At 67.9% G+C, this 24722-nt stretch carries 26 protein-coding genes; 6 read left to right on the forward strand and 20 right to left on the reverse strand.

What is annotated here, in order from left to right; translation table 11 throughout:
- Positions 1-48: 48 nt before the first annotated feature.
- The 3 genes from Ani05nite_RS33570 to Ani05nite_RS33580 form a co-directional block, all read right to left on the reverse strand.
- Complete coding sequence (locus Ani05nite_RS33570; protein ID WP_203775037.1) at positions 49-261, reverse strand: hypothetical protein; 213 nt, start codon at positions 259-261, stop codon at positions 49-51.
- A 113-nt stretch (positions 262-374) separates the two neighbouring features.
- The gene (locus tag Ani05nite_RS33575; RefSeq protein ID WP_203775039.1) at positions 375-1268 is read right to left on the reverse strand and encodes an IS5 family transposase; all 894 of its coding nucleotides are present in this window, start codon (positions 1266-1268) and stop codon (positions 375-377) included.
- A gap of 283 nt (positions 1269-1551) precedes the next feature.
- Positions 1552-2472, reverse strand: a complete 921-nt coding sequence (locus Ani05nite_RS33580) for a P-loop NTPase family protein (protein ID WP_203775041.1) — start codon at positions 2470-2472, stop codon at positions 1552-1554.
- Positions 2473-2719: 247 nt separating this feature from the next.
- On the opposite strand from Ani05nite_RS33580, the gene Ani05nite_RS33585 reads away from it, so the two are divergent.
- Complete coding sequence (locus Ani05nite_RS33585; protein WP_203775043.1) at positions 2720-3052, forward strand: ArsR family transcriptional regulator; 333 nt, start codon at positions 2720-2722, stop codon at positions 3050-3052.
- Positions 3049-3663, forward strand: a complete 615-nt coding sequence (locus Ani05nite_RS33590; protein WP_203775045.1) for a hypothetical protein — start codon at positions 3049-3051, stop codon at positions 3661-3663. The genes Ani05nite_RS33585 and Ani05nite_RS33590 overlap by 4 nt, the downstream gene beginning before the upstream one ends.
- 33 nt (positions 3664-3696) lie before the next feature.
- On the opposite strand, the gene Ani05nite_RS33595 is transcribed toward Ani05nite_RS33590, so the two are convergent.
- From Ani05nite_RS33595 to Ani05nite_RS33655, 13 genes are all read right to left on the reverse strand, one after another.
- Entirely contained in the window at positions 3697-4908 is a 1212-nt protein-coding gene (locus tag Ani05nite_RS33595) for a hypothetical protein (protein WP_203775047.1), read from the reverse strand.
- Positions 4905-6017 carry a helix-turn-helix domain-containing protein gene (locus Ani05nite_RS33600; protein ID WP_203775048.1) on the reverse strand — a complete coding sequence of 371 codons (1113 nt, stop codon included), beginning with the start codon at positions 6015-6017 and terminating at the stop codon, positions 4905-4907. The genes Ani05nite_RS33595 and Ani05nite_RS33600 overlap by 4 nt, the downstream gene beginning before the upstream one ends.
- A gap of 856 nt (positions 6018-6873) precedes the next feature.
- Complete coding sequence (locus Ani05nite_RS33605; RefSeq protein WP_203775049.1) at positions 6874-7212, reverse strand: hypothetical protein; 339 nt, start codon at positions 7210-7212, stop codon at positions 6874-6876.
- A 110-nt stretch (positions 7213-7322) separates the two neighbouring features.
- Positions 7323-7682 carry a hypothetical protein gene (locus tag Ani05nite_RS33610; RefSeq protein WP_203775050.1) on the reverse strand — a complete coding sequence of 120 codons (360 nt, stop codon included), beginning with the start codon at positions 7680-7682 and terminating at the stop codon, positions 7323-7325.
- Positions 7679-7930 (reverse strand): hypothetical protein, encoded by a 252-nt coding sequence (locus Ani05nite_RS33615; RefSeq protein ID WP_203775051.1) that lies wholly within the window; start codon positions 7928-7930, stop codon positions 7679-7681. Before Ani05nite_RS33615 ends, Ani05nite_RS33610 begins: the two co-directional genes overlap by 4 nt.
- Entirely contained in the window at positions 7927-8439 is a 513-nt protein-coding gene (locus tag Ani05nite_RS33620) for a hypothetical protein (RefSeq protein ID WP_203775052.1), read from the reverse strand. Before Ani05nite_RS33620 ends, Ani05nite_RS33615 begins: the two co-directional genes overlap by 4 nt.
- Before the next feature lie 84 nt (positions 8440-8523).
- Positions 8524-8763: a hypothetical protein gene (locus Ani05nite_RS33625; RefSeq protein ID WP_203775053.1), complete on the reverse strand. Its 240-nt coding sequence runs from the start codon at positions 8761-8763 to the stop codon at positions 8524-8526.
- A gap of 205 nt (positions 8764-8968) precedes the next feature.
- Positions 8969-9514, reverse strand: coding sequence for a hypothetical protein (locus Ani05nite_RS33630; protein ID WP_203775054.1), 546 nt, complete (start codon positions 9512-9514; stop codon positions 8969-8971).
- 177 nt (positions 9515-9691) lie between these two features.
- Positions 9692-10909: a DUF932 domain-containing protein gene (locus Ani05nite_RS33635; RefSeq protein WP_203775056.1), complete on the reverse strand. Its 1218-nt coding sequence runs from the start codon at positions 10907-10909 to the stop codon at positions 9692-9694.
- Positions 10910-11479: 570 nt separating this feature from the next.
- A complete protein-coding gene (locus tag Ani05nite_RS33640) occupies positions 11480-13162 on the reverse strand; it encodes a ParB/RepB/Spo0J family partition protein (protein WP_203775058.1) in 1683 nt (560 codons plus the stop codon).
- A gap of 229 nt (positions 13163-13391) precedes the next feature.
- The gene (locus tag Ani05nite_RS33645; protein ID WP_203775059.1) at positions 13392-13862 is read right to left on the reverse strand and encodes a hypothetical protein; all 471 of its coding nucleotides are present in this window, start codon (positions 13860-13862) and stop codon (positions 13392-13394) included.
- Between the two features lie 191 nt (positions 13863-14053).
- On the reverse strand, positions 14054-14848 hold the full coding sequence (locus tag Ani05nite_RS33650) for a hypothetical protein (protein ID WP_203775061.1): 795 nt from the start codon (positions 14846-14848) through the stop codon (positions 14054-14056).
- A gap of 88 nt (positions 14849-14936) precedes the next feature.
- A complete protein-coding gene (locus tag Ani05nite_RS33655) occupies positions 14937-15833 on the reverse strand; it encodes a DNA-processing protein DprA (protein WP_203775063.1) in 897 nt (298 codons plus the stop codon).
- A gap of 802 nt (positions 15834-16635) precedes the next feature.
- Between Ani05nite_RS33655 and Ani05nite_RS33660 the strand changes: the two genes are divergently transcribed.
- The 4 genes from Ani05nite_RS33660 (at position 16636) to Ani05nite_RS33675 (ending at position 21236) form a co-directional block, all read left to right on the forward strand.
- Positions 16636-18414 carry a KAP family P-loop NTPase fold protein gene (locus Ani05nite_RS33660; RefSeq protein WP_203775065.1) on the forward strand — a complete coding sequence of 593 codons (1779 nt, stop codon included), beginning with the start codon at positions 16636-16638 and terminating at the stop codon, positions 18412-18414.
- 446 nt (positions 18415-18860) lie between these two features.
- Positions 18861-19229 (forward strand): hypothetical protein, encoded by a 369-nt coding sequence (locus Ani05nite_RS33665; RefSeq protein WP_203775067.1) that lies wholly within the window; start codon positions 18861-18863, stop codon positions 19227-19229.
- The gene (locus tag Ani05nite_RS33670; protein ID WP_203775069.1) at positions 19226-20491 is read left to right on the forward strand and encodes a hypothetical protein; all 1266 of its coding nucleotides are present in this window, start codon (positions 19226-19228) and stop codon (positions 20489-20491) included. Before Ani05nite_RS33665 ends, Ani05nite_RS33670 begins: the two co-directional genes overlap by 4 nt.
- Entirely contained in the window at positions 20478-21236 is a 759-nt protein-coding gene (locus tag Ani05nite_RS33675) for a TatD family hydrolase (RefSeq protein WP_203775071.1), read from the forward strand. The genes Ani05nite_RS33670 and Ani05nite_RS33675 overlap by 14 nt, the downstream gene beginning before the upstream one ends.
- A 98-nt stretch (positions 21237-21334) precedes the next feature.
- Here Ani05nite_RS33675 and Ani05nite_RS33680 read toward each other — a convergent pair whose 3' ends face one another.
- The 4 genes from Ani05nite_RS33680 to Ani05nite_RS33695 form a co-directional block, all read right to left on the reverse strand.
- The gene (locus tag Ani05nite_RS33680) at positions 21335-22012 is read right to left on the reverse strand and encodes a DUF429 domain-containing protein (RefSeq protein ID WP_203775073.1); all 678 of its coding nucleotides are present in this window, start codon (positions 22010-22012) and stop codon (positions 21335-21337) included.
- Complete coding sequence (locus tag Ani05nite_RS33685) at positions 22009-22317, reverse strand: hypothetical protein (RefSeq protein WP_203775075.1); 309 nt, start codon at positions 22315-22317, stop codon at positions 22009-22011. The genes Ani05nite_RS33680 and Ani05nite_RS33685 overlap by 4 nt, the downstream gene beginning before the upstream one ends.
- A gap of 66 nt (positions 22318-22383) precedes the next feature.
- Positions 22384-23307, reverse strand: a complete 924-nt coding sequence (locus Ani05nite_RS33690; RefSeq protein ID WP_203775077.1) for a hypothetical protein — start codon at positions 23305-23307, stop codon at positions 22384-22386.
- 369 nt (positions 23308-23676) lie between these two features.
- Positions 23677-24624 (reverse strand): S1 family peptidase, encoded by a 948-nt coding sequence (locus Ani05nite_RS33695; protein ID WP_203775079.1) that lies wholly within the window; start codon positions 24622-24624, stop codon positions 23677-23679.
- Between the last annotated feature and the right edge of the window lie 98 nt (positions 24625-24722).

The raw sequence follows: 24722 nt of genomic DNA on the forward strand, positions 1-24722 counted from the left end.
CTAGCCTCACATGAATACGCAAGGCTGCCAGTCTCACGGCTACTCCTCCTACTTCCGCTTCTCGGCTTCGTCCTCAGCGCGGGCGGCGAGGTACTCGGCCCAGTCGCGTCTGGCGTAGAGGACCCAGCGGATGGCGGTGTGACGGTGCATGCCGGTCAGGTCGGCGAGGATCGGGCTGGGAAGATCGGCTGCGAGTGCAGCGAGGGCAGCGTTGCGTGCGGTGCGGACCTTGATGCCGTGGCGGCCGAGCTTCTGGGTCATGGCGTGGGTCGAGGTTGGCTTGCCTGGAACCATCCCCGGGAAAAGCCATCGAGGGCCTGGGCGGGCTCGCGAGAGTTGAGGCCGCAGCTGCGGCTGGTCGGCTAAGGCGTGTTTCATAACCACTCGCCGATGATGGTGATGGTCAGAACGGCTTGGAAGCGGACGGCTAACTTGTCGTAGCGGGTGGCGACGCCACGGTGGCGTTTGAGGCGGGCGATGCCGTTCTCGACGGCGTGGCGCAGCCGGTAGAGCTGCGGGTCGAACTTCGGCGGGCGTCCGCCGCGGGAGCCCTTTGCTTTGCGGTGGGCGTCCTGGTCGCTCTTGCTGGGGATGCAGGCCTTGATCCCCCGGGAGCGCAGATATCGACGGTTGGCGCGGCTGGTGTAGGCCTTGTCGGCCAGCACCATGACCGGACGCGATCGGGCCCGGCCGATACCGAGCCGGTTCACCCGGATGCGGCGCAGGACCGGGATGAACTGCGGGCTGTCACCGCGGTGCCCGGCGGTGACGATCATCGACAGGACTTTCTGACCCTGTTCACAGGCCAGATGCGTTTTGGTGGTCAGCCCGCCCCGGGAACGGCCGAGTCCGTGATCGGCCGGCTCGTCGTGGACGCCGCCGGGTGGTTCCTTCTGTAGATGTCCGTCGGTGCGGGCACCCGCGGCGTGCTGGTGGGCGCGGCTGGTCATCGAGTCCACGCTGACCGTCCAGTCGATCTGGCCTTGGGCATCGCCTTGGGCCTGCAGTGCCGACAGGATCCGGTCCCAGGTCCCGTCACGCTGCCAGCGGCGGAACAACCCGTAGATCGTCGGCCAGGGCGCGTAATCCGTCGGCACGTCACGCCACGGTGCACCGATCCGGATCCGCCACCGGATCCCGTCGATCAGCTGGCGTTTCTCCCACTTCGGCGGCCGGCCCGTGGACGACGCGGCAGGCAGCAGCGGGGCCAGCACAGCCCACTGCCTGTCGGTCAGGTCATGCCGCCTCGTCACCGCTAAGGTGGCCACGAGGTCTCCGGTATGAAGTTCTTGCTTGGTCGCAGAACCAGATACCGGAGACCTCTTCAGTTATCGATCACCGCCACGCCGCAACTTCAGACCTCAGCGGCACTTACGAAACACGCCTTAGTCCGGTCAAAGCGTCGCTTCGTGAAGATCCGGCTGGCTGACCCGTACACCCTCCGTGCCGGAGCCGGGCCCACGATTCGGCATCTCCGGCCGGCCCGCCCGCCCGGTTGCGACGGGATTCTGGACGATCATCGAGCCGAGTGCACGACCGGCGCGCCGACCCCTACAGTTCAACCGCGGCGGATTCGAGGACCTTCGACGCGACGTGGACCGCGTAGTCAATCTCCGCGGTTCCGCCGATCCGCGTGAGGCATTCCACCACCCGGTGCAGTAGGTATGGGTCGTCCCGGTAGTCATCAACCATGTCCATGATGATCGGCAGGTAGTCGGTGCGGCCCTGGGACCGAACCGCCCAGACCAGTTCCTGCGGGTAGTCCTCGCAGATGCCGGCGACGGTCTCCGGCGCGAGCTGCGCCATCGCGAACTCGATCGCTTCCTTCCGCTGCTGGGTCGTGGGAGCGACCGCGAGGACAGCCGCCAGGCCGAGCCGGTTCACCAGCGTCTGGTCCCTGGCTACCAGCGCTCCCGGGTAATACGAGTACGCCGCGCTCGACGGCTGCTCGATCGTTCCCGCCGCAACCTGGCCGGCCAGCAGGCGCCGCGCCCGCTCGTCGAGCCCGTGTTCGCCGTAGAACTTGTACGCCGCCCAACGCCGGTAGGTTCGCTCGCTTCGGGCGCACTCATAAGCCAGGTCGTGCGCCTTCGGCACACGCAACAGGAACAGCAGACGTTGCAACCCACGATCCAGATCCAGGCGACACCAGCCGGGCATATCGCGCCGGTGCAGGTCGAGCAGGACGTCGACCAGCTGCTCGACCTCGTCGATCGTCATGGCGCCGATCCGGTCGATGAGATCGTCCACCAGCAGCGACGCGGTGCCGGCCGGCTGCTCGTCCAGCCGACGAACGATCTCCAGCACCTCGTCAAGCCGAAGTCCGATGTAGCCGAAGCGGCACCGAGCAACCACGTACCGCAGTTCCTCCAGGCCCTTCTCTCGGCGATGCTCTAGCCCCCACGGGTTGGGATAGCGCAGCAGATATGCCGGGAGAGCAGGACCGGCCGGATCAGAGGCGAGTTCCGTCATCCTCGCAGTATGTAGCGGGGGTGTGACGTAATCGGCGCTGCAGGGCTGGCCGGCTGCACCCGGCCGCAGTCATGATCTCGCCGATGCGCGTCGAACGGATCTTGTTTCACGATGCCCTCTCCGGTCCCCGGCGCCGGTCGATCTCGGGCAGCAGGTTTCCTCGCCGGGTTGTCGGCCCCCTCGAACGTGTGATGCGCATCCGAACCCGCGACATGAGTAGCGAATCGCGCTTCACTACTCTTGAAGGATGGCGGCGGACCTGACGAGGCATGTCTCCTCGGCCGTCTTCGGCAACAAGCATCGGCTCGAGCTGCTGCTCGCGCTGTTCGCTGCGGGTGAAGGAGGGATCTGCGTGAAGGACGTGGCCGACTCGTGCGGCGCTCCGACCAGCGTGTTCCGGCCCCCGCTTATGGCTCTCGTGGATGCCGGTCTGGTCAGGCGCCTGCCGGCATTCGGGCACAACCGCCGGGTCCTTTACGCGTTTACTGACGTGCGTGCATGGACAGGACTTGAGTGGTTGGTGCACGATCTTGGCTCACGGAAATCGGCGCGGGGCGCCGGCGGGGGGACAGAGTCATGAGTGTCGCGGCCACGCTGGAGCGGTTCGCGGCCACGATGCCCCGGGCTGCGGACCACGAGATCGGCGTCGCCAGGGTGCGGCTGTTCGGAACCCGGGCATGGGTCGCGTATCGCCCGGACCATCATCAACAGCAGTTGCGCCGGACGCACCCGATCGGGCCGGTGCCCGCCCTCGACCTGCTGGACACCCTGTTGGGCCTGCCGCTCGAGCAGCCGGTCCCGGTCGCCGCGCTGGCGCCGGCCGCGCAGCGCCGGCTGCGGAGGCTGCCCGAGGGCATGGTCACCTGGTCGTCGACGAGCGTGACCCGCCGGTTCGCCCCTCCGGTGATGCCGTTGCTGGCCATGGTCCAGGGCCCGGACTGGGCCAAGAGTCTGCGGGCGGCGTCGAGGTTCGCGATGTACTGCGAGCGGCTGATGGTGGTGCCCGAACTGCCCGCCGACGAACAGGTCGCGCTGGCCGAGGCGTCGTTCTACGGCGTCGGCGTGGCGCTGCGCCAGGGCGAGTCGCTGACGGTGGTGCTCGAGCCGGAGAAGTTCACCGACTGGCAGCCGACCGCGGCATGGTGGTGGTTCACCGAAGAGGTGTCCCGCGGCGCCGAGCCCAACGCCTAGAACGAGCCCGGGCGCCGCCCCTGCCGAGGGGTGTCAGGCGGTGCGCCAGGCCGGCAGCTCGGCCCACTGCTCGAGGGGCTTCTGCACCGGCAGCGGATCGACCTGACGGACCCGGTTGGCGAGCATCTGGTGCTCGTTGACCGCGCCCTTGCAGATGTTGCGCCAGTACTCGGCCCGCTCGCGCATCGTCGCCTGGGAGAGCATCCCGGCCGCGATGTTCTGCCAGGCCGTGGCGGCGTGCGCGATCGCCTCGGGCTGGTCTTCCTTGTACTTGAACCGGGTCAGTGGCTGGTTCTGGCATACGTTGCAGCTGCATCGCGGGGATCGGCTGGGTGCGGCACCGCACAGCATGGCGATCTTGGATCCCTTCCACCAGCACATCAGCTCGGGCACCAGGACGCTGGGTGACGCGTCACGGACGAACGCCATCGGCTTACGCGGTGGCGGGACGGCGTGGCGGACGCTGCCACCGGTGCCGATCGCGGCGGCGAACGCCCCGTGCGCCATCAGGTCGAGGGCGTTGAAGTCGGTGCGGATGGGCATGAGCGGCACGGTGGCAGCCAGCAGGCGCAGGTTGGGGATGATGCGCTTGGAGTGGGTGAGGGGGTCGCCCTGCTTGATGCCGAGCACGAGGGCGACCGGGTGGCCGGCGTCCTGCAGGATTGCCCGGGTCTGATCGAAGAACGTCCGGTCGAGCAGCGAGACCTCCAGTGCGACCACGAACAGTGTGTCGGTCCGGTTGAGCGCCTTGACCTGCTGCGCCGCGGCGAGCAGGGCCGCGGTGTCCCCAGCGCCGATGTAGCCGGTCGGGGTGCACGCCACGGCATACCCGGCCCGCAGCTGGGCGTCCAGGACGTCGTCCAGGGTGGGGTTGGTGCCGGCGAACCCGCCGCGCGGCAGCAGAAACGGCTGATCCCGGGTGGCCCGGTGATAGCCGTACGCGTCGGGGTCCAGCACGATCGGGCCGTCGTAGTCGAAATCCGCGGCACGGGGCATGGGCTTGCCGGGCCGCGGGCCGGCCACCACCAGGCCACTGCCGGTGCCGCGCAGTACCGGCAACACGGACGCCACGTGCTGAGGGCCCGCGTACGCGAGAACCCGGTCGCACAGCACGCCAACAGCTCCGGGCGGCGCCGCCGGCCGGGGCTGACGGCCCAGCCACTGCAGCTGCTGGACCAGCTCGGTGGGAAGGGCGTCACGGGCCGTGGTGGTGCGGGTCGTCACCTTGTTGCCAGGCTCAGTCATGTCCCGTCCTGCTGGGGTATCGCGTCGGTGACGGCGTCACCGAACAGGCCCGTCAATCGGGCCGGCGTCGTCCCGGCCGCCGCGGCGGCGGCCTCGACCGATCCGGCCGCCCGTACCGCCGCCCGCACGATCGCCGGGACCAGGCGCGGGGTCTCGGCCGGCAGCGGTTCCGGTTCCTCGGTGCGCCAGCCCAGCGCCGAGGTCTGCGCGCTGATCGTCCGGTAGCGGGAGTCGGTGATCACGCCAAGATCGGTGGAGCGGCGCAGCACCGCGGCGGCGGAGATCCGCCATTTCACCTTGAGCTGCAGCAGCCGTGCCGGTGTGACGGCGGTCGCGGCCAGGTCCGGGTAGATCTGGTCGTACGGCGCGAGGAATTCCGCGGCGAACCGCTGTGCCATGTCCTCCGCGTCGGCGCCGACACCCGGTGTGCACACACAGTGGGCGATCTCGTGGGTCAGGGTGAACCGCTGCCGGTCGACGGGTGCATCGGTGTTGACCACGAACACGGGTGGTTCACCGGGCGGATGCAGGCTGGTCGCGTCGACCTCGCGGCCGCCCAGCGACATCGGCACCACCAGCGCGCCGAGCTGCTCGGCCACAGCCGTGACCGACGCGATCGCGCCGTCGGGCAGGCCGAGTTCGGCGCGGAGTCCGGCGGCGACGGTCTGCGGGCCGACCACACCCTCCACCCTGGTCGGCGACACCGCGAAGGTGGGCAGCGGCGTCCCGGCGGCAACCGCGAGGCGGGTCAGGTACAGCCGGACGAGATTGATCTGGGCATGCAGCCGCCGCAAGGTCGACGCCTTCGTCGTACGACGGTTGCGGTGGTACAAGCAGCCCTCGCCCAGCGACCACATTTTCGCCTCGGCGACCAGGAACTCCGGCGTCGACTCCAGGGCCACGGCGAACTGCTGCAGCCGGTCAGCGATGAGCGGGAGCGTCCCTTTCTCCACCCGGGAGACGTAGCTCTGGTTGCTCTTCGCCGGGTTGCCCGACAACTCGCCGAGCCGCGCGGCGAGCTCGGCCTGGGTCAGCCCGAGCGCTTCCCGCGCGGCAATCAGCAGCTGAGGGTTCGCTGCCTGATTGCCGAGAGGAAAGAGCACGTCCACGCGTCGACCGTACATCATGCCGACAGAAATGCGCGAAATTATTCCGCCGATGATTCTGCAGTGTCCAGGCTCGGTGAGAGCCCTGGAACTGCCACTTCCCGCTCGCCGGCCGGCTCGCGCCGCCTCGCTTGTCGCGGCCCAAGCCGCCCGGCGAGCCTCGACGCGATCGTCCGGCGGTCCACGCTCCTGGCGGGAGCGTTGAAGGCCCGCCCGGGTGAGGATGATGACGTGCGGCCTCGATCCGCAGACTAGGGAGAACGGTGATGGCCTTCGCGATGAGCGATCCCCGGTGCTGGCGTGGGGAGTCGCCGGTGGCCGTGGCCGGCGACGGTGGAGGCCGCGCTCGACGGGCTGGCCGCACGCTACGGCGAGAGTCTGGTCGTCGTCGAGGGCGCTGACACCGCGGCTCACTGGTGGTGCGAGTCACGAGGCATGGGGACGAGCCGACATCATCGTCACCCGATGGATTGGGCTAGGATTTCTGCTTCCCAGCCGCCCGCGTTGACGTACTTACTCATGACTGATGCCTCTCGATGTGGGCAGCGCCCTTGTGGGCGCGATTGGGCAGAAGGACTGTCGGTCGGGTCGAACGCGGGCGAGATGTTGCTGGTCCGCGTCCTCGGCGGGTGATGTCCGGTTGCGCAGGCTGAAAATGTTCAGCTGGTGGGTCGCGACGGTGAGAGGGACGGGCGGCAGCCCGGAGACCGCGTGCTCGATGCACGTCGGGATCCGGCCCGGCACGCAGCCGGCGCGGCGCCCGGGGGACAAAGCGCGGGGGTCCTCGGGGTACGCCGTGAACGTCCGGTGCGGGCGGGTATCTGCCCGGGGCGGCCGGTCGGCCGCCCCGGGCAGAGGCTCAGGCCTGGGTGGGCGTCTGTGGCACGACGGTCGTGTAGTGCCAGCCGTTGCGGTCGCCGATGGCGTGCGACGGTGGCTGCTCGTCGGGGTTGGTCCAGTCGGTGAGCCGTTGGTAACCGAGGTCGGTCAGCGCGCTGTCGGCGGCGTCGATGCAGGTCCCGCCGTCGCGCTCGCTCCACACCACCTTTGCCCGCTGCTTGCTGCGGGTGGTGTTGCGGCCGGTTCCGTCGAGGACATAGAGGGTGGTGGCGAAGTTCTCGACTTCGATCCGGGCCGTGCGCCGGTCGCCGGTGTCTGCGGCGAGCTCTTCGGTGGCCGAAGCGGTGGGCTCAACCATGTCGGTTCCTTTCCGATGGTGGTTTGGCGTCCGGTCGAGGCTTGCCTTCCCCTCCCGAACTACAACTAAGATACCATATAAACTGGTGGAGTGCTCCCCGGAGCGTCGGGCTACCTGTCCTCGTGGCAGCACTTGGCCGGCTTTAGCAGCCTGCGCGCCACCTTCGCGATCAGGCCGTAACCGGTGTCGTGGCGCAGGAACACCCGCCCGGACGGCCAGGAAGCGGTCCATGCGCGATCGGCGACGTGCTTGAGGGTGGCCGCCGGTTCGGATTCACCTTCGCGGATCAAGGTCCAGCCTCGCCCCAGAATCAACCCGTGGCACACGGTGTCGCGGAACATGTACTTCACGCCGGTGCAGTCGTTGTAGAGGACCACGTCGCCTTCGTCGTCGAGGATCGAGTTGCGACGCTGGAACGGATCGCATTCGGGATGCCCGCACAGGGCGGTGTTGCGGGTCAGGGTGCTCATGCCGTCACCTCGATGGTTGAGCCGTATGGCACGTGCATGCCGGTGGACTTGCGCTGGCCGTTCTCGACGTACTCGAACATGCCGCCCGCGTCGTCACGGCGGAACTCGGGCCGTACGTGATCGCGGCTGTGTGCCAGGCTGGTGAACGTGCCTTCGTAGTGGTGAATGCGGCCGTCGAATTCACGGGTGAACACGACGGGCGCGTCGACGAACGGCGTGAGGTCGGTGGTGGGCCCGATGATCGTCATGACGCCACCTCGGTCTCGCCCACGGCGGTCGGCTCGCTGTTGTCAAGCTTCATCAGGTCGGCCGTCGTATCGTCGGCGTGCTGGGGCGTGGGCTGCGCCGTCGTGAAGGCTCGGCCGGCGGCTGGTTCGGGCTCGGGTTCGGTGTCCGGGGCGTGACCTTCGATGGCGCTGCCCACACGGCCGTTCGGGCACCACGGCGGGTCGATCTTGGCGCCCCACTGGTCGGGTGGGGGCGCAGGTTGCAGGGCGTGGGGGCATTGCTGGCCTCGGGTGTCGCGGTGGTCGTTGTACCGAAACTGCGCGGGTGCGAAGTCGGGGTTGGTGAAGGTGACGCCGTAGGCGCCGAAAAGCTCACTGATCGCCTGCGTGACGTCGCTGTCATGCTCCACGCCTGGCGCTCCCTCGCTGTCGTATTCGAGGGTGTAGAAGATCCGGCGCAGCAGTGCACGCTGCTCGGTGCTGGTGATTCGGGCAAATTGCATCTCTGCCAGCTCAGTGAAGTCGGTCATTACCGTGGTCCTCTCGGTGCCCGGGGCGCGCTGTCACGCGGATGGCCGCCGAGTGCCCTGGTGGGCACTCGGCCGCGGGAATCGTCAGGAGCAGTCGAGGCCGCATCCGGTGCACACGAGGATCTGTCCGTTTCGGAGCCACTGGGTGGCGTAGGTGCTGGAGCACTCCTCGGGCCGGGGCCGGGGCCAGTCGCCCGCGACAACGGCACGGCCGGGCCAGACGGATTCGTGGTCGTCGGTGCCGTGGTAGGCGACCGGTCCGGGCCGGTAGCTGATGCCGTCGATGATCGCCGGGACGTAGGGACCGGCGTGGTTGACGAGCATGAGGTGACCTCTCGGTTGGCGGTTTGGGGCCGTCCGGTCGGGGCTTGCCTTCCCTCCCGGACAACTACTAAGATACCACGTTTTGCGGGACGGAGAAAGTCCCCCGGGCGCTTCTTGGCCGGGTTTGCTGGTGGGTGGGGCTGCCGACCGGTGGGGGTTGGCAAGCGGTCGGCAGCCCTTTAACCACCAGGGATGAGGCTTGGGGTCAGGCGGCGGCGGGGACTGCGGTGAGTCGGCGCGGCCTGCTGGTGGGGGTGTCGGTGGTGGGGATGCCGCACTGGTCGCACACTTGAGGCCCCCAGCGGTGGGGTGCGTCGGCTCCGGCGGCGGGGCAGGGGCGGTGGCGCAGCTCGTCGATGTCGGCATCGATCAGGCAGGCCGGGCAGTGTCCCCAGGTGGCGGTGGGTGGCCCGGTGAGCGGGGTGGCGCATCGAACGCATTCGAGGGCGGCTTGTCGGATGGCGCTGAGGATGTTGCGCGCGGTGACGGCGTGGGCGGCGGTGGGCAGGTGCCGCCAGGCGTCGGTGCCGTAGAGGCGTGTCCATTCCTCGGCGCTGAGTCGCCGGCGGTGCTGGCCGGCGGCGGTGGTGCGGTTGGCGGTGAGGTGGTCTTCGACGTCGTCGGGGGTGAGCAGAAGGTGGGCGCATCCGTAGTGCGCGGCGAGGGCTTTGATGAGGTCGAGGGCGTCTTCCGGCTGCAGGGTGGTGGGCAGCCGCACACCGTGGGGCAGTCGGGCGGCGAGTGATGACATGGCGGTTCTCCGGTGCAGGTGTGAGGTCTGGTGGTTCGGCCGTAAGGGGGGCGAGCGGCAGCCCGCGGGGCGGGTGCTCGATGCACTCGCAACGCGGTCTACGCGTTGCGACGCCAGGGCGGGTCGCTGTGGTTGGTGCCGGGGTGGGCGCTGGCCGCGCCCACCCCGGCGGGTGGGTCAGCGGTTCACACGCTGCAAGAGCAGGCGGTGAGCCTGGCTCTTCTTGTCGTCGGCGGTGCCCTCCAGTACGGCGGTGGCGCGCGCAGCCAGGTTGTTGCCGCGCAGGTTGCCGGTCGGACGCATCCGCGTCTTCCAGTCGGTGTACTCGGTGATCGCACGTTCGGCGGCGTAGGCGGTGCGGCCCAGCCTCTCCGTGTTGTCGGCCCACAGGTCGGTCAATGCGTCCAGGCGGCGGGCGTGGTTGTTGAGGGTCTTGGCCGGGGCGGTCTCGTCGGGCGCGGCCCACAACTGGCCGATCACCTGGTGGAACTCCGCCAGCGCCAGATCAGTACGCGCCAGGGCCTCTTCCTCGGCGGCGAACTCGTCGTAGTACTTGATGGACAGCTTCAGGGTGCGGCGGGCCTCCTCGATGCGCTCGGCGGCGTTCTTGGTGTGCCGCACGCCCCAGCGGGCGTACGCGTCGCGGACGGCGAATCGCTCGGTGTTGCCGCACAGCGGCCGCCACGGGGTCACGACGTTCTGGAACAGGCTCGATCCGTCGTGGGAATTGATCGCCACCACGAACGGCACGATCTCGTCGTTGATGCCCTCGGCGTCGATGGTGATCGTCTGCGGCAGGCGCATGGACACGAACACCTTGCGGCCTTCGCGCAGCGCTCCGGCAGACTCCCAGATGACGCCGTAGTCGTCCACGAGGTCCTGGAGGAACTCGAACGCCTGCCGGTTCTGGATCACCTCGTAGCGGGCTCCGACCACCCCGAGCCCGGCATAGGTGTCATCGCGGAAGTTGACGAACTGGTCCGCGAGCATGATCGGTGAGCTGTCGGGTTCGGGCTGGAACAGCACGGGCCGCCGCTCCACCCGGAAGTTGATCCCTCCGAGGTCGAGCACCTCGTCAATGTCGCTGGTGCCGCCCGGGACGATGTTGCCGAGGCCGTGCCATGCCGGGGTGGTGCTGTAGAGCGCGGCGCGGCCGGTGGTGGTGTCCAATCCGTGCTGCGGGAGGATCTGCCCGTCGGCCTGACGGAGCAGGATCTCGCCGTTGTCCCAGCTGTCCGGGTCGGTGACCCGGAACCGGCCGTTGCCGATCGCGGTGAGCTTGCCGTCGGCAATGCGCCGGTCGAAATCAGCGGAAGCGTCCTTGGCCGCCTCGAACTGCGCGGCGCGGGTCGTGGCGAACTGCTGATTGACGTCGATGTTGGCGACGATCGTCACGATGTCTTCCCTTTCGGGTTGGTGGTTTGGGGCTGTCCGGCCGGGGCTTGCCTTCCCCTCCCGGACAACTACTAAGTTACCCTATTTTGGTCTGTGTGTCTACCCTTGGCGACCATGGACCAGGACATTTATCAAGATCTTTTGTAAGCCTGTGAGCGTGAGCTGCGCGACTGGCCGCACTCGTCCGCTTAGCTCGGGCGTCCTGCCCTTTTTCGGACGGCGGGGGGCGAACTCGTTCGCCCGGTTCCGGGCGTCGGCGGTCCAATCCGGGCCGGGGGTTTCGACCAAAAGATCATGTGGGGTGTGCATGATGTTTTGGGAGCCCGGAACGGATTTGACGGCCGACGAGCGGAACCTACACTGCCGGGCGTTAGCCCCTGGTGGCCGGAAAAGGGAAGGGCAGCGCGGCCGTAGGCCGCTCGACTCCGGCCCGCCAAGGGCCGGCACCAGCCGGAGGCTGGTTCGCCGGCCACCGGCCGGAAATCGGAGCGGCCACCTACGCAGGTTGATACGAGTCGTGATGTGGTGCCGGTCGAGGGTCAGGGCGACCCTCGACCGGCGAGGTGATGCTTAGGCGGCGATCGGCTCCGCCTGGTCGTCGGCCAGCGTTCCCGGCGTGTCTGTCACGGCGCTTTGGCCGTCGATGCTTTCCGCAGTGCTGACGTCTTCGGTGGTCTCGGGAACGAGGGCCAGGGCCGGGCTTGTGCCTGCGCTGGTGATATTCCCCGTGACCTTGTCGATGATGAGTTGTTCCACCTTGCCGGGCTCGTAGCCGTTGAGGGTGCACCACTGGAGGTAGCGTGCGGTGCTCTCGTTCTCGCCGCGCCAGGTGGTCCGGGTGATCGCGCTCTCGTGGGCGGCCACGACGGAGGCAAGGGCGATCATGGTGTAGCGCATCTCGCTACCTCGGGCGGGCACTCGCTTGGTTCCCGGCCGCTTGATCTTGCCGGGGTTCAGCAGATCGTCCAGCATCTTGCGGCCACCGGAGACCCAGGTTCCGAGCAGATAGCCCGACTCCGCCAGTTCCTGGGCGATCAACTTCTTGCTGCCCTTGGGCTCGGCTGTGCCTGCGAGCAGGTCAGCGACCCATTTGCGGCGCACGGTGTTGGCGGCCTCCATCGCCCTGTTGTTCTCGATGACCGTGCGCCGCTCGGCCTTCTCGGCCTCGGTCATGGTTCCGCTGCGGACCGGCGTGCCGGTGGAGCTGTAGACGGTGTGGCCGTTGCCCTTCCAGTCGGTGCAGTAGGTCAGCTCGACCAGGGTGGTGCTGTAGGACGGGAAGTACACCGCGACGGCGTGCCCGGGGCACGCGATGTGGTCGTCGTCGCTGATGTGCTTGCCGTCCTCGGTACGCAGGGCATGGACCGGCTTGACGTTCGGATCGGTGTAGTCAGGCCGGTCGGCGAGCAGGGTGACTCCGGCGTCGGTTAGTTCGGCGCGGCGTTGTTCGACGGTGGCGTGCCTGGCTCTGGTGGCTCGGACTTCTTCGACCGCACGGGCGAAGGAGAACGGGCCATCCTCGGCCTCTTCGAGTAGCTGGTCGACGGTGTCCGGAGTGTCGGCGAACTCCGAGAGCATGGCCTGCTGAGTCAGGTCCAAGCCGGACTGCTGGGCACGTTGGCTGACGGGACCGGTCAGCTTGGCGACGGCCCGGGCGGCCTTGACGCGCTCGATGCCGTAGCCGGTGCGCCGGTCGATCTCGTCGTCATCCAGGCCGTACAGGGCCAGCTGCTCGACACCCTGGGCCAATTGCTGGGCCGTGGGATCCGTGCGGTGAATCTGGCGCAGCATGCTGACGATCTGCTCGACGTTCCCGGCCAGGTCTTCACGGATGATGGCCTGGACATATTTCTGTTTGGCGTCGACCGCTGACCAGTAGCGCTGCTCGCCGTCGACGGCGAGGTAGCGCGGCTTGTTGCGGTGCGTGCCGTAGGGAATCACGATCAGCGGCGCGAGCAGTCCCCGGATCCCGTCTTCCTCCAGGTTCTGCACGATTCCCGGCAACGCCTGGGCGTTGGTGCGAACGTTCTTCGGGTTGGGCAGGATCCGCTTCACCCGAAGTGCCTTGTAGTCACCCGGCAACTCGGGTACGTCGTCATCGTCGTCTTCGTCATCCGCCTCCTCGGTCTCGGTGGGCGGCGGGTCGGCTGGGGTGGTGGTGTCGGCCTGCGGCTGCTCGGTCTCGGTGGGCGGCGGGTCGGCTGGGGTGGAGGCTCGGCGAGCTTTTCTTCTCGGTGTGGTGGTCGTAGCCACGATTGGGTCCCTTTCGATTGGATGGTTCGTGGTTTGGCTGGTCCCGGTCCGGGTTGCCTCCCGGGCCGGGACCAGTTGTGCAGGTTGGTGTTCGCCCGTCGCCTCATGGGCGGCGGGTACTCAGGCGGACGCATCCATCTAAGTGATGACCGGGTGTCACTGTTGAGATGTCAATGAACGACTTCGTGTGCCCCTGGCCGGGGTCCGAGGTTCCGGCCAGGGGCGTTGCTCAGTGTTGGCCGAACGTGTGGGCGCAACCGCCGTCGTAGATCCAGCGGGCGATCCGGATGGTGTGCTCGGCCTGGTCGGTGACGAAGCGCCAGGGGAGCTGGCCGTCGCGGTAGGCCACGGCACGGCTGGCGAGCGTTCGCCAGGCGGCAACGGCCGCTGCACCGAATGGGGCGAAGACACACTGCGGCCCGCTGAGCTTGTCCAGCAGGACCAAACCATCGAGGTCGGCAACGTCGATGACGTGGGTCCACTGGGTGACCTCGTCGTGGGCGATGGTGTCGTGGAGCGGCAGGTGGCACGCGGTCACTTCGAGCGCGCGGAGAACGTGCTGGCGGGCGTCCTCGACCAGTTCGACCGCGCCAGAACGCGGCTCATCGCCGCTGGCGCCGATGAGCCGGAGCAGCAAGGACGCGAAGCCAGGGCGGTCCTCGGTGGCGAAGATGCTGCCGTTCTGGGTTAAGAGAATCATCAGATTCCTCTCGGTGGTGATTTGGGGTGGCACGATCGGGGCTTGCCTTCCCCTCCCGGACAACTACTAAAATACCCTTTTTTCGGTTGGGTGTCCACCCCTGGCAAGAGAAGTTGCTAGAGAAACACCAAGATCTTTTGAAGGTCAGATTTACCGAAGTCCGGTGGACCGAGCGACCGCGCAGCCCACCGTCAGGCGGTTGAGCGACCTCGTCGCACGGCGTAGCGGTCGATGAGTCGCGCGTCGCGGGGCTCGACAATGCTCTCAGTGAATTGACGCTCACCCCAGTACGGCAAAGTCATCACGTAGGCGCGGCCGGCGTAGTGCCGGGTTCCGTCGAGGTCGGGAGGATACGCGTCGCTGACGCGCTCGATCCGGCCGATGGCCCCGGCAGCGAATCCTCCGGTAATCACAACTTCCAGCCCGACCGGAAAGTCGGTGGTGAAGTTGACCTCGATCGGACAGGCTGGGGCGCAGTAGGCGACCGGGCAGCCATCAGCGCCGGTGACGATGCGGCCGTCACCATACGTGGCGACTCCGCACCTGCCGCATCGCTGGTCGCGGCCGTCGCGGACCTCCATGATCGCAGCGGCACGTAGGGCCGCCAGGCAGTCCGTCGAGCCGACAACCCACGGGTGCAGGTCGCGCAGCAACTCGACCGGGCTGGTGTAGGCGGGAAGCTCACCGGTGGCCAGATCTGCACGACGGCCCAGCGTCGCCGTGAGGGCGTCCGCCACGCGCAACTGCGCAGACGGGATGACCCGGAGGGCGTGAGGCTGGAGTCGGTCGAGGCTGATGGGCTTGGTTTGGGCTGCGGCGGCGGCGCGGCCGGTGATGCGCCGGACGGCCTTCGGCTGGCCGTCCCTCGTGATCGAGGTGATGACGGCGAGTTCCAGCCCTAGCCTGGTCCTGTCGTTTTCTGCTGAACGAGTGGTGCGGGTCGTGATGTGGAGGATCGCAAGATCCCCGCGACGGGCCGCCTGCATTCGTACTCCCTGGGCGAGGGTGATGGAAACGCGGTGAGTGCTGGCGGGAATCAAGGATTCGTCGATCCCCGCCAGCCGCAGTGATGCGCTACGAGAGGGAGGCGAGCACGGAGGCCACGTCGGGTCCACCGCTGACCAGGCGCGCAGTTCCCTCCGTGACGAGCTGTCGGTTACCTGCCGACACGGCGTCGCGCTCAGATCCGGGGAACACCATGACGGGCCGACGCAGCATGGCGGCGCGGCGCGCCCCGGCGAGGCACAGACTGCGGATCGGCGCTTCTACCACGACGGTCGCTGCCGTCATCGCGGCTAGCGCCTCCAAGCTGCCCAGCCGAGTAGGCCGGCTCGACTCGCCCCCGAGGGGAACGGCGCTGACCAGCATGCCTTCCGCCGCGACCGCCTCGTAGAACTCGGGCCGAGCGAGGCCGCGGTAAAGGTCCAGCCCGTGCGGCAGCATGACCAGTCGAGGAGCCCGGTCGGTCGCGATCGATGCGCCGTTGATCGCGGAAGCGTCGATACCGTAACGCCCGCTGTTGGCGACGGTCCATCCGCCGGGGCCGTCGCCGAGTTCGTAGCCGATCTGCCGGGCGAGTTGCTTACCGGTGTCGCTGGCGGCAGCGGCACCCGTGAGCAGGATTGACCGGCGAAGGACGTCGGGCAGCCTTCCGGTTCCACGTGCCCAGAGGCACAGCGGGGCACCTCGCAGCGCGTTGTCGTGGTTGAGGTCGGCGATCTGGTGGGGCCACTCGTCGTCACCCGGGACGATTGCGCGGATGCCCAACCTGTCGGCCCGGGAGAGCATGGCGGACGCCGTCTCTCGGCGGCGGTTGGCGACCGGGGGCGGGAGTTCGGCGAGCTTGGCCGAAGGCCCTTCGCCCGTGATGGTGTCAAAGGGCCAGGCGCCGGGGGCGAAGATCGAAAGGGCGACGTACGCGACCCGCGTCTCGAAGTCGACGGGCGAGGTGGCACTGCTGTCCTGGGCCACTGGATGGTCCTTTTCGGGTTGGCGGTTTGGGGTGTCTCGGCTGGGGCTTGCCTTCCCCTCCCGGACAACTACTAAGATACCAATTTGCGGATCCTGTGTACACCATCAGAGCTCCAACTCGCCGGTATATCTTCTTCAAGATCCTTTGTCGTAGCCGTGACCCGCAGTCTTTCGTGCGCCGCTTCCTAGTAGGCGTCCTGCCCTTTCTTGGCCGGCGGGGGCGAACTTGTTCGCACCGGTTGCGGGTGGCGGCTGTCCAATCCGGGCCGGGGGTTTCGGGCAGAACATCATGCGGGTTGTGCATGATGTTCTGCGTGCCCGGCTCGGATTTGACTGACGACGCACGTGACCCACACTGCCGGACTCGTCCCGGTGGCCGGGAAAGGGCAAAGGGCAGTGCGGCCGCAGGCCGCACCGATTAAAGCCTGAACCGCAAGGCGCACGACGAGGTCGGGACGGACTCAGCCCAGTGCAGTCGGGAGGTCGGTGCGGGTGGGGCGCGTTGGCAAGCCGCCCGAGGCAGCTGGCTGCCGCAGGGGCGGTGATCTGTCCCCGAGGGCCGGGGATCTGATTGGTGTGCTTGCGCCACCTCTCTCGGGCAGTTCGAAAAGATGGACGAAGACTGGGTTCTGCCACTGCTCGGCTACGAGGCCACCGGATGGGCGGCGCGAACTGCACGAGCCTGGCTATTCCACCTCGACCAGGTCCCCGTCCGCTGCTCCGCCCGCGCAAGGGGCGCCACCCGGCATCACTACAATGCGATGGCCTCGATTGTGCACTGAGTGATCATCTTGGAGAGTATGTGGCCGACATCAGGTCTCACGGCGACTTCGGCGCACCCCTGTTTGACGACAACCCGGCTGTGCTGGACCTGCTGGGAGGTGACGCGGTTGCTGACGCGGTCACCCGGGTCGTCACGTCTGGTGGGCTGGATCCGGTGACGGTCGGGATTCACAGCGCGTGGGGCGGCGGGAAGTCCACCGCGCTGAACCTCGTCGCGACCCAGCTGGAGAAGGTCGGGCACGTGGTCGTGGTCCGCGTCGATCCATGGGAGTGGGAGAACGCCGAGGATCTTCGTGGCACGTTGATCGCCCAAGTTCTCGACGAGCTGCAGAGCCGGGTGGAGCAAACGGTCGAGGAGTCGCCGAAGCGTGAGCTGGTGCTGGACCGTCTCAACGGTCTCCGGCAGCGGATCGCTTGGGGCCGTGTCGCTGGAGTGCTAGTGACCAGTGCCGTGTCGATGTCGCTGAAGCTTCCGGAGTTGATCGAGGCGCTCACGCCCAAGCCTAAAGACCTCAACTCCGACGTCGACGCGGGCGTCACCCAGGGGATGGCCGGATTCCGGGCGGCATTCGAGAAGTTGATGAAGGAGGTCGAGGGCATCCAGAAGGTCGTCGTGCTCGTCGACGACCTGGACCGCTGCCTGCCGCCGACCATCATGGCCACGCTCGAAGCGATCAAGCTGTTCTTGTCGGTGAAGGGCATGGCGTTCGTGCTGGCCGCGGACGAGGATTTGATCCGCGAGGCGATCGGGGTCCACCTGGAGGGCGCGGCGCGCGGCGGCTTCGCCCGGCTGTATACCGAGAAGATCATTCAGCTGCCGATCACCCTGCCGGTGCTGTCCGCCGAGCAGGCCGAGGCCTACATCGCCCTGCTGCTGTGCAAGAACGCCGGAGAGCTTCCGTCCGACGGTCTCAGCCAGGTCATTGAGACGGCACGCCAGCGGCGTCTGGAAGGAAAAGCGCCCTACGTTGTGGACCACGGTGACGGGTCTCCGAGTCCTTCCGGTGAACATTTGCAGTTGGCCGCCCGGATCGCTGACGGTCTGTCCGCCGATGTGTGGCGCAGCCCCAGGGCGATCAAACGCTTCCTGAACGCGCTTGCGGTCCGCCAGCATCTTGCCCGCGCCGGCGGTGCGCAGCTGGACCTCGAGGTGCTGCTCAAGCTCTATTTGCTCGAGATCAGGTATCCCTCCGACTTCCGGCTGCTGAGTGAGAAGACATCTCCTGAACGTGTCGCGCTGCTCGGAGAATGGGAGAGCTGGGCACACGATGACAACCCGCAGCGGCCGGAGGTGAGTGAGGAGACCAAGTCCTGGGCGGCCAGCAAGCCGTCGCTAACGGATCACGACGCTGCCATTGAGCGATACCTGTCAGTCGCGGCCACCCTGCTCAGCGACGTCCACTTCGGCGGCGCGGTGACCGGCGCCTTGATGCGGATCATCGAGAAAATGACCCACACTGCAGACTCGACGCGTGCTGCCGGGGTAGCGGACGCGAAGGGACTGGAGCCGGCCGAGCGGCTGATCGTGGTGAACAGCCTCGGAGACCAGCTCACCCGCCTGACCGACGTCGGGCCGGTCGTCGAGTCCCTGGCCGCGATCACCGAAGACGATGAGGACCTTACCGAGGCGGTCAGTGCGGTGCTGAACCGGCCGACGGTGTTCAGCGTCCTGGAGCCGCATCACATCATCTACCTGAGCCGGTTCAGGGATGTTCTGAACGCGATCGTCACCACGGAAGGCCTGGACATCGACGTCGTCGAGGCTGCCCGCCAAGAGCTCTCCGAACCGCCGCACTAGTGGGGACCTCAGGCGCGTACGGGGGAAGCGGGGCCAAGCCGTGGGAAGACGTCCATGACGCGTACGGCGCCGCCGGGGAAGCGGGCGGTGCGGGCGGCTCGGACGGACCCGGGCCTTCCGATGAGAAGGTCGAAGACTTCGTCAACGCGTTGATGAACGCCTTGGCGCGGGCCGCGGGCCCGGCTCCCGGATTGTCGGGCTATCCGCTTTCATCGCTGCGGCCCCGCCGCTCAGGCGGAGCCGGCGGTGGTGGGGGCAGCGGGGGTGGGTCCAGCAGCTCCGGTGGAGGCGGCCGTAGTTTCGGCCGGCAGACCGCTCGGGGTGCCGCGGGAGTAGCGGGCGCGTCAGCACTTCGCAACGGCGATCGTGCCGCGCTGGCCGAACTCGGTCTCGACCTGGCCCACCTGGACAGCCTGCCCTCGTCACGGGCGAGATGCGCCTACATCGTGGACACCTTGCTGGGGGCGCCCAGCCACCCCGACGAGGTTGCCCTTCGCGCTGCGACACTGCGCACGATGGTAGAGATCCTAAAGGCCAAGGAGCCGCCGACCCAGGCGCAGGAGATGCGGCTATTCCTGCAGAACCTGGTCTATGAGCAGGTCCTGGTCGAGCTGACCTCCCAGCAGCGAACCGAGAACCTCACGCCGCAACGCGCTAAGGAGATCGAGGTCAAAGCCAAGAAGTATCTGCGCACGAGCGTGTCGAAGATAAAGCTGCCGAAGACCGCGCGGATGAGCGCCCAGGCCTTCGTCAACGCCGCAGCCACGCTCGCGGACAAGGTCTTCGCCGTCTTCAAGATCAGAGGAGCGCGGTGAGCATCCTTGAGCTGATGCCGAGCGGTTCGACAGGTTCCGAGGCGATCACGTGTGTGTGGCCTGCGGAACCGGGCAGCAGCGACACAGTTCAGACCGAGATTGGCTGGTCGATGTGTGAGCTCGGGCCGGCCGCGGTACCGGCCAAAGACTTCCTGCGCATCGTCGCCGCGGCGTATTTGGCCGACCGGACGGTGTCGCGACCGCAGCTCGCCATGCTTCGCGACCTGAATATCGTCGTGCACGTCGAGCAGCCCAAGGCGTGGACCGAGCAGATGCTGGACCGGGTTGCTGACCTGCTGCACTGGCTGTCTGGTGACACCTGGCGCATCAGGCTGGTCCAAGCCGACCCGGGCCCGGAGCACATCCGACCCGGTGTCCCGGTTGAGGCAGCCGAGGCGGTCAGTCTGCTCTCCGGTGGTCTCGACTCGCTGTGCGGCGCACTCCTGCAGCTCGACTACACGGCCACGACCGTCTTTCTCGGCCACCGCGACAGCTCCACCTCGATCCGCCGCGCCCAGGACACCGTCCGCGCGGATCTACTGGCGCGCAAACCGGACTTCACCTACGTGCGGTACGCGTTCCGGCCACTCCTGCCGCGGCGCGAGTCGACCCCGCGAACCAGGTCTTTGCTGTTCCAGGCCATGGCCACCGTGCTGGCCTCCGGTCGCGGTGCCACGCGCATTCTTGTGCCCGAGAATGGCTTCACCAGCATCAACCCGCCGCTGGAGCCGTCACGCGGCGGGCCGCTGACCACTCGGTCCACCCATCCCTGGACGTTCCACCTCGTGCAGCAGATCCTCGACGAGCTGCCCTTGGCCGGCATCGCCATCAGTAACCCGCACGCCATGATGACTAAAGGTGACCTGGTAGCGGCCGCGCTGCGGCCCGGATCCGCCGACGATCTGGCGGTGGCCGCCGCAACCGTGTCCTGCGCGAAGCAAAACGCCGGCCGGCTCCCCGGCGCCAACCCCAACCTCAACTGTGGGCTTTGCATCGCCTGCTTCGTACGCCGGGGAGCCTTCGCGGCAGCCGGACGAGCCGACAACACCCGCTACCTCGCCACCACACTGACCGGTGCATCCCTCGAACAGCTCAAGCACCTTCGCCGTCACGACATCGCCGCCGCGACGTACGCGACCCGCGCGGGCCTCGACGAGTACCGGATCCTTGCCTCCGGGGTGTGGCCGCCGCACACCGACTTCGACGCCGTACTCGGCCTCTGTGACCGAGGGCTGGAGGAACTCTCTCTTGTCACTGTCTGACTTGCCCGCACTCGACTGCCACGCCCACATCGCCCCCGACGTCACGGCGCCGCAGATCCGGGGACTGAACGGCGCCATCATCTTCGCGATGACCCGCACGCCGGCCGAGGCCAACTACGCCGCGAACCGCGACGATCCCACCATCCTCTGGGGTTACGGCGTGCACCCCGGCGTCCCCGGGGCCATTGCCGCGCTCACCGAGGACGGCATCCGCCGCGCTACAACACGTCACCCGATCATCGGTGAGATCGGCCTCGACCGCAAAAGCGCCCTCGAGCCTCAAACCCGGGCGCTCGACCTCATTCTGCGTGTGTGTGCCGACCAGCCGGTGCTGCTGTCTCTGCACAGCACCGGCCGGACCAGCCAGCTCCTCGACGTCTTGCAAGAGCGTCCTCACGCCGGCGCGATCCTGCACTGGTTCAACGGCACCCGTAACGAGATCGAGCGGGCTGCGGCGATGGGCTGCTACTTCTCGGTCAACGCGGCCATGAGCGACGAACGCCTGGCCTGGTTTCCCCGTGACCGTCTGCTGCCCGAAACCGACTTCCCGAGCAGCCGGCGCACGACTCAGGCGCGGCAACCAGGCGACACGGCTTTCCTCGAACAACGCATGTCGGCTCTGACCGGTCAGTCCGAGACCGCCGTACGAGAAATGTGGTACCGCAACCTCGGAGAACTCGCTACCCACGCCGGCATCGTGTCTCGGCTCCCGACACAGCTGCAGCGCCTTATCTCGCACCCATAGTGATCTTGAGACTTTATCGCGCTGAGCTAGGTTGGGGCGCATCCGGAGCCCGCCGAGATCAGTCAAACCGTCGTCGGCACCGAGGGTGAGCCGAAGGCTCAGGCCCAGATCGCGGCGTAGACACCGTCGCCTTTGTCCTCCGGCGGGCTGGGACTGCTGTAAGCCTGACCGGTCGCCTTGCGGTGTGCGGTCCAAGCGATCGCTGCTGCGTCGAAGATGTCATCGGTGGGTGCCTGACCAGCTGAGCCGAGGTTGTCCGGGACGCTAATGCCGTTGCGGGCCAGCAAATGCCGTCGATGGTTCTGCCCGGTCCAAGTCTTCTTGGCGTGCTCCAGCGGCGCGCCGGCCATGGTGCGGAAGGAGAGCTCGGGGTGTGCCTCGAACAGGAGGGTGGGATGCCGTTGCCAGAGGGCGTTGGCCTCGAGCACCTTGGGGCGCAGAGACCAGGCCTGCCGGTTGAGTCGTTGGCCGGTCAGTTCGCGACAACGCTTGTTCGCGGTGGTGAAGTCTGGCTCATTCCACACCGGTTCTGGCGGGATCCGGACGATGCTGCCGCGGCGCGGGCCGAGCTTTTCCGCGACGAGCGCGTCGGCGGCGCGCCACCGGTCGGGCATCATCCCGAGGGGAACGTCGACGCCGATGACCGCGGCACCGGAGCCGTTGATGATGACCTCGTACAGCGTGGTCGCAAGCATGGCCCGGGTGAAGACGCCGTCGTGCAGTTCGACGGCGACCCAGCCGAGGGCGTAGGCGTCCACGCCGATCACCCGGGTCATGAAGGCGCCTGGCGGCGGGTGGGCAAGGCGGCGATGGTGGCGGCGGCGTCGGCTGACACGGGTGGTCTTTTCCTTCTCGTGATGCTGGTTGTTGCACCGGCGTCGGCGAGGCGTTTTTGCATGAAGCCGAAGGAGGCTTCGAGCAGGGCTGCTATCTGCCGGATCGTCAGCTGGTCTTGCTCGTAGAGCTTCTTCAGCAGCGTCAGCTCCTTCTCGCGGTCGCTGGTGGTCAACGATCGGAATTGGTCGGTGTAGGTGAAGCGGTGCCGTCGGGCAGTGCGGTCTTGCTGTAACTCGGTGGCCATGTGCCGGTCCTCTTGGGGGTAAGGGGTGGGGCTGGGGCGAAGGTGCGTGTGTGGGGCCGTGTTGGTTCAGAGGGTGAGTTCGGCGTAGACGGCGATGTGGTCCGACGCCTCGTCTTCGCCTGCGGAGGCAGGCAAAGTGCGGAAGGTCTCGGCGGCGACATGTGGGCGCATCGCCTCGTTGGTGATGAGGTGGTCGATCGTGAGACGAACTTCGCCGGGTTTGTCGACGACGGTCGGTTCGATGGCGGTGGCCCGGCCGCTGGCCTGCCAGGCGAGCTCAGAGATTAGGTGGAAGCCGATGCCGTCCTCGCGCACTGCGCGGTCGGGGTGCCAGCGGCCGACGAGGCTGTCGAGGGCGTCGGTGGAGTGGATCCACCGCCCGTCGACCTGGCGGGCCTTGCGGCGGCGGACCAGTGGGGTGCACCGGTCGGGCTCCCAGCGAGGGTAGTGATCGCCGGAGGGCTGTTCGTTGAGGTCACCGCCGAGGATGACGGGGATCGGGTCTTTCGCCCACCGATGAAGGCGGCTGGCGGCCGTGATGCGTGCGTCCGGGGATGCGCCGGGGAAGTGGTCGACGGCGGCGATCAGCTCTCGGCGGCGGCCGGCATCGTCGCGGCTGTCGAGGACGGCGAACCGGCAGATGTTGATTTGGTCGGTGAATGGGTCGGGGTCGCTGCGGTCGATGAAGGCTCGTGGGATGAGGCGGCTGGTGTCGTAGAAGATCGCGGGCGGGATCGGTCCGCGGTCACCGCGGCCGAGCAGGGCAGCGTAGGGGCCACCGAAGACGTCGGTGATGGCTTCGGCGGCCTGGTAGAGACCGATGTTGCCCGATGCTTCGTAGTGCTTGGCCTCGCAGAACAGGATTATGGCCGGGGGGTTCGGGGCTCGTTCGAGTGTGCTCTGCAGGCCGGTGAAGCGGTGGCGTCGGGTCGTCCTGTCGTAGCCGCCGCCTTCGTAGTTGTAGGTGACGGCGGGCAGCAGGATGGGCATCGCGGGGTCCTTTCGGTGAGATGTCCGGACGGTGCGGGAGGGGTTGCTGCCGGCGTGAAGGTCATGGTTCGGTGGGGCTACCGGATTCGCGGGCCGCCCCGTGGATTGGTCGGGACCCGCCGGAGAGCAGGGCGCGTCGAGCTTCCGCGAGTCAGGTGCGGAGCCGTTCGCGCAGGGCAGCCCAGATCTGGCCCGTGTCGGGCGCACGGCTGATCTGCTGCGGGCCGTCGAGCTGGCGTCCAGCGCCCGCGATCAGCTGGACTTGTTGTGGTGCATCGCCGGTGCGGTGAGTCGTTGGTTGCCGGTCGGGGTCGCGGTGTGCCGGTGCGGCAGGCAGCCCGGCACACCGCGACCCTGCTCTCGGCAACGTCAGCCGGCGAGTGCCCAGTGCCGCTTGGTCGTGCTCGGCGCGGCGGGGCGTGGCCGGTGCGGCTTGTGCTTGCCGTCGACGGCGCGTTCGATCCAACCGGCGTAGTACGTGGCGTCGGTGTAGATCATCGCGCCGGTGCACGTGGACTCGTCGGTCCCGCGGCTGGCGCTGCCGAGCAGCGCCCAGGAACCCGCGCGAGCACGCAGGGCGGGACCGCCGGAGTCACCGAAGCAGGGGGAGCCGCCGTTGCTGGCGGCGGCGACGCAGAGTTCGCCGGCGGTGATCCCGGCTACCGCGCAGGCGGAGGACGCGGTGAGGCGGGTGTCGAGCTGCTGCAAGACCGGCGGTGGTTGGGTGGCGTCGTAGGTGGTCTTGCCCCAGCCGAGCAGACGGACCTTCTGGTAGGCGCGAGCCCAGTCGGCGATCGGGATCGCTCGGATGGCCAGGCCGGCCGGGATCTTCAGGATGATGACGGCGACGTCGGCGACCCGGTCGGTGCCGGTCATCCAGTCCCACTCCGGGTGCAGCTGCAGGCCGGTGGCGTTGAGGGTGACCAGCTTGTCCAGGTGGGTGGAGCCGGCTTGGACCTGCACGTTGGCCAACGGTGCAGGCTGGTTGTCGCCTGGGAGCTCGAAGCAGTGGGCGTTGCTCACCACCCCGATGCGGCCGCGCGTGGTTCGCACGAAGGTGCCGGTGCACTTTGCGGTGCCGATACCGGGGAACGTGGTCAGCACCCGGGCCGCGAAGGGGTAGGGCTCGGTGGCGTCGCTGCCGCCGATGATGAACGGCGAGACCACGTCGTCGTCGGAGGGTGTCGCTGAGACCGCCGCCCGGGCCGGCACGGCGGTCTGCGGCGGAGACGCCGCCGATGCCGGCTGCGGTGCCACGGTCAGCAGAGAGGCGATGGTCACGGCGGTGAGCCCGCCGAGCCAGGTACGTGACGTCAAAGTCGCGTCCTTCTTCAGGTGAGGGATGGACCGGTCTGCGGGTGCAAGCCGGTAGTAGCCCGCTGTCGTCTTCGGCGGCGGGAGCTGGGGTCGCCCTA

It is taken from the genome of Actinoplanes nipponensis (genome assembly GCF_016862275.1).
GTDB classification, from domain to species: domain Bacteria; phylum Actinomycetota; class Actinomycetes; order Mycobacteriales; family Micromonosporaceae; genus Actinoplanes; species Actinoplanes nipponensis.

Coding starts and splice junctions, on each gene's coding strand:
- Ani05nite_RS33570 (WP_203775037.1), bottom strand. CDS start 261: ATGACCCAGAAGCTCGGCCGCCACGGCATCAAGGTCCGCACCGCACGC.
- Ani05nite_RS33580 (WP_203775041.1), bottom strand. CDS start 2,472: ATGACGGAACTCGCCTCTGATCCGGCCGGTCCTGCTCTCCCGGCATAT.
- Ani05nite_RS33585 (WP_203775043.1), top strand. CDS start 2,720: ATGGCGGCGGACCTGACGAGGCATGTCTCCTCGGCCGTCTTCGGCAAC.
- Ani05nite_RS33590 (WP_203775045.1), top strand. CDS start 3,049: ATGAGTGTCGCGGCCACGCTGGAGCGGTTCGCGGCCACGATGCCCCGG.
- Ani05nite_RS33595 (WP_203775047.1), bottom strand. CDS start 4,908: ATGACTGAGCCTGGCAACAAGGTGACGACCCGCACCACCACGGCCCGT.
- Ani05nite_RS33605 (WP_203775049.1), bottom strand. CDS start 7,212: ATGGTTGAGCCCACCGCTTCGGCCACCGAAGAGCTCGCCGCAGACACC.
- Ani05nite_RS33610 (WP_203775050.1), bottom strand. CDS start 7,682: ATGAGCACCCTGACCCGCAACACCGCCCTGTGCGGGCATCCCGAATGC.
- Ani05nite_RS33615 (WP_203775051.1), bottom strand. CDS start 7,930: ATGACGATCATCGGGCCCACCACCGACCTCACGCCGTTCGTCGACGCG.
- Ani05nite_RS33620 (WP_203775052.1), bottom strand. CDS start 8,439: ATGACCGACTTCACTGAGCTGGCAGAGATGCAATTTGCCCGAATCACC.
- Ani05nite_RS33625 (WP_203775053.1), bottom strand. CDS start 8,763: ATGCTCGTCAACCACGCCGGTCCCTACGTCCCGGCGATCATCGACGGC.
- Ani05nite_RS33630 (WP_203775054.1), bottom strand. CDS start 9,514: ATGTCATCACTCGCCGCCCGACTGCCCCACGGTGTGCGGCTGCCCACC.
- Ani05nite_RS33645 (WP_203775059.1), bottom strand. CDS start 13,862: ATGATTCTCTTAACCCAGAACGGCAGCATCTTCGCCACCGAGGACCGC.
- Ani05nite_RS33650 (WP_203775061.1), bottom strand. CDS start 14,848: ATGCAGGCGGCCCGTCGCGGGGATCTTGCGATCCTCCACATCACGACC.
- Ani05nite_RS33680 (WP_203775073.1), bottom strand. CDS start 22,012: ATGACCCGGGTGATCGGCGTGGACGCCTACGCCCTCGGCTGGGTCGCC.
- Ani05nite_RS33685 (WP_203775075.1), bottom strand. CDS start 22,317: ATGGCCACCGAGTTACAGCAAGACCGCACTGCCCGACGGCACCGCTTC.
- Ani05nite_RS33690 (WP_203775077.1), bottom strand. CDS start 23,307: ATGCCCATCCTGCTGCCCGCCGTCACCTACAACTACGAAGGCGGCGGC.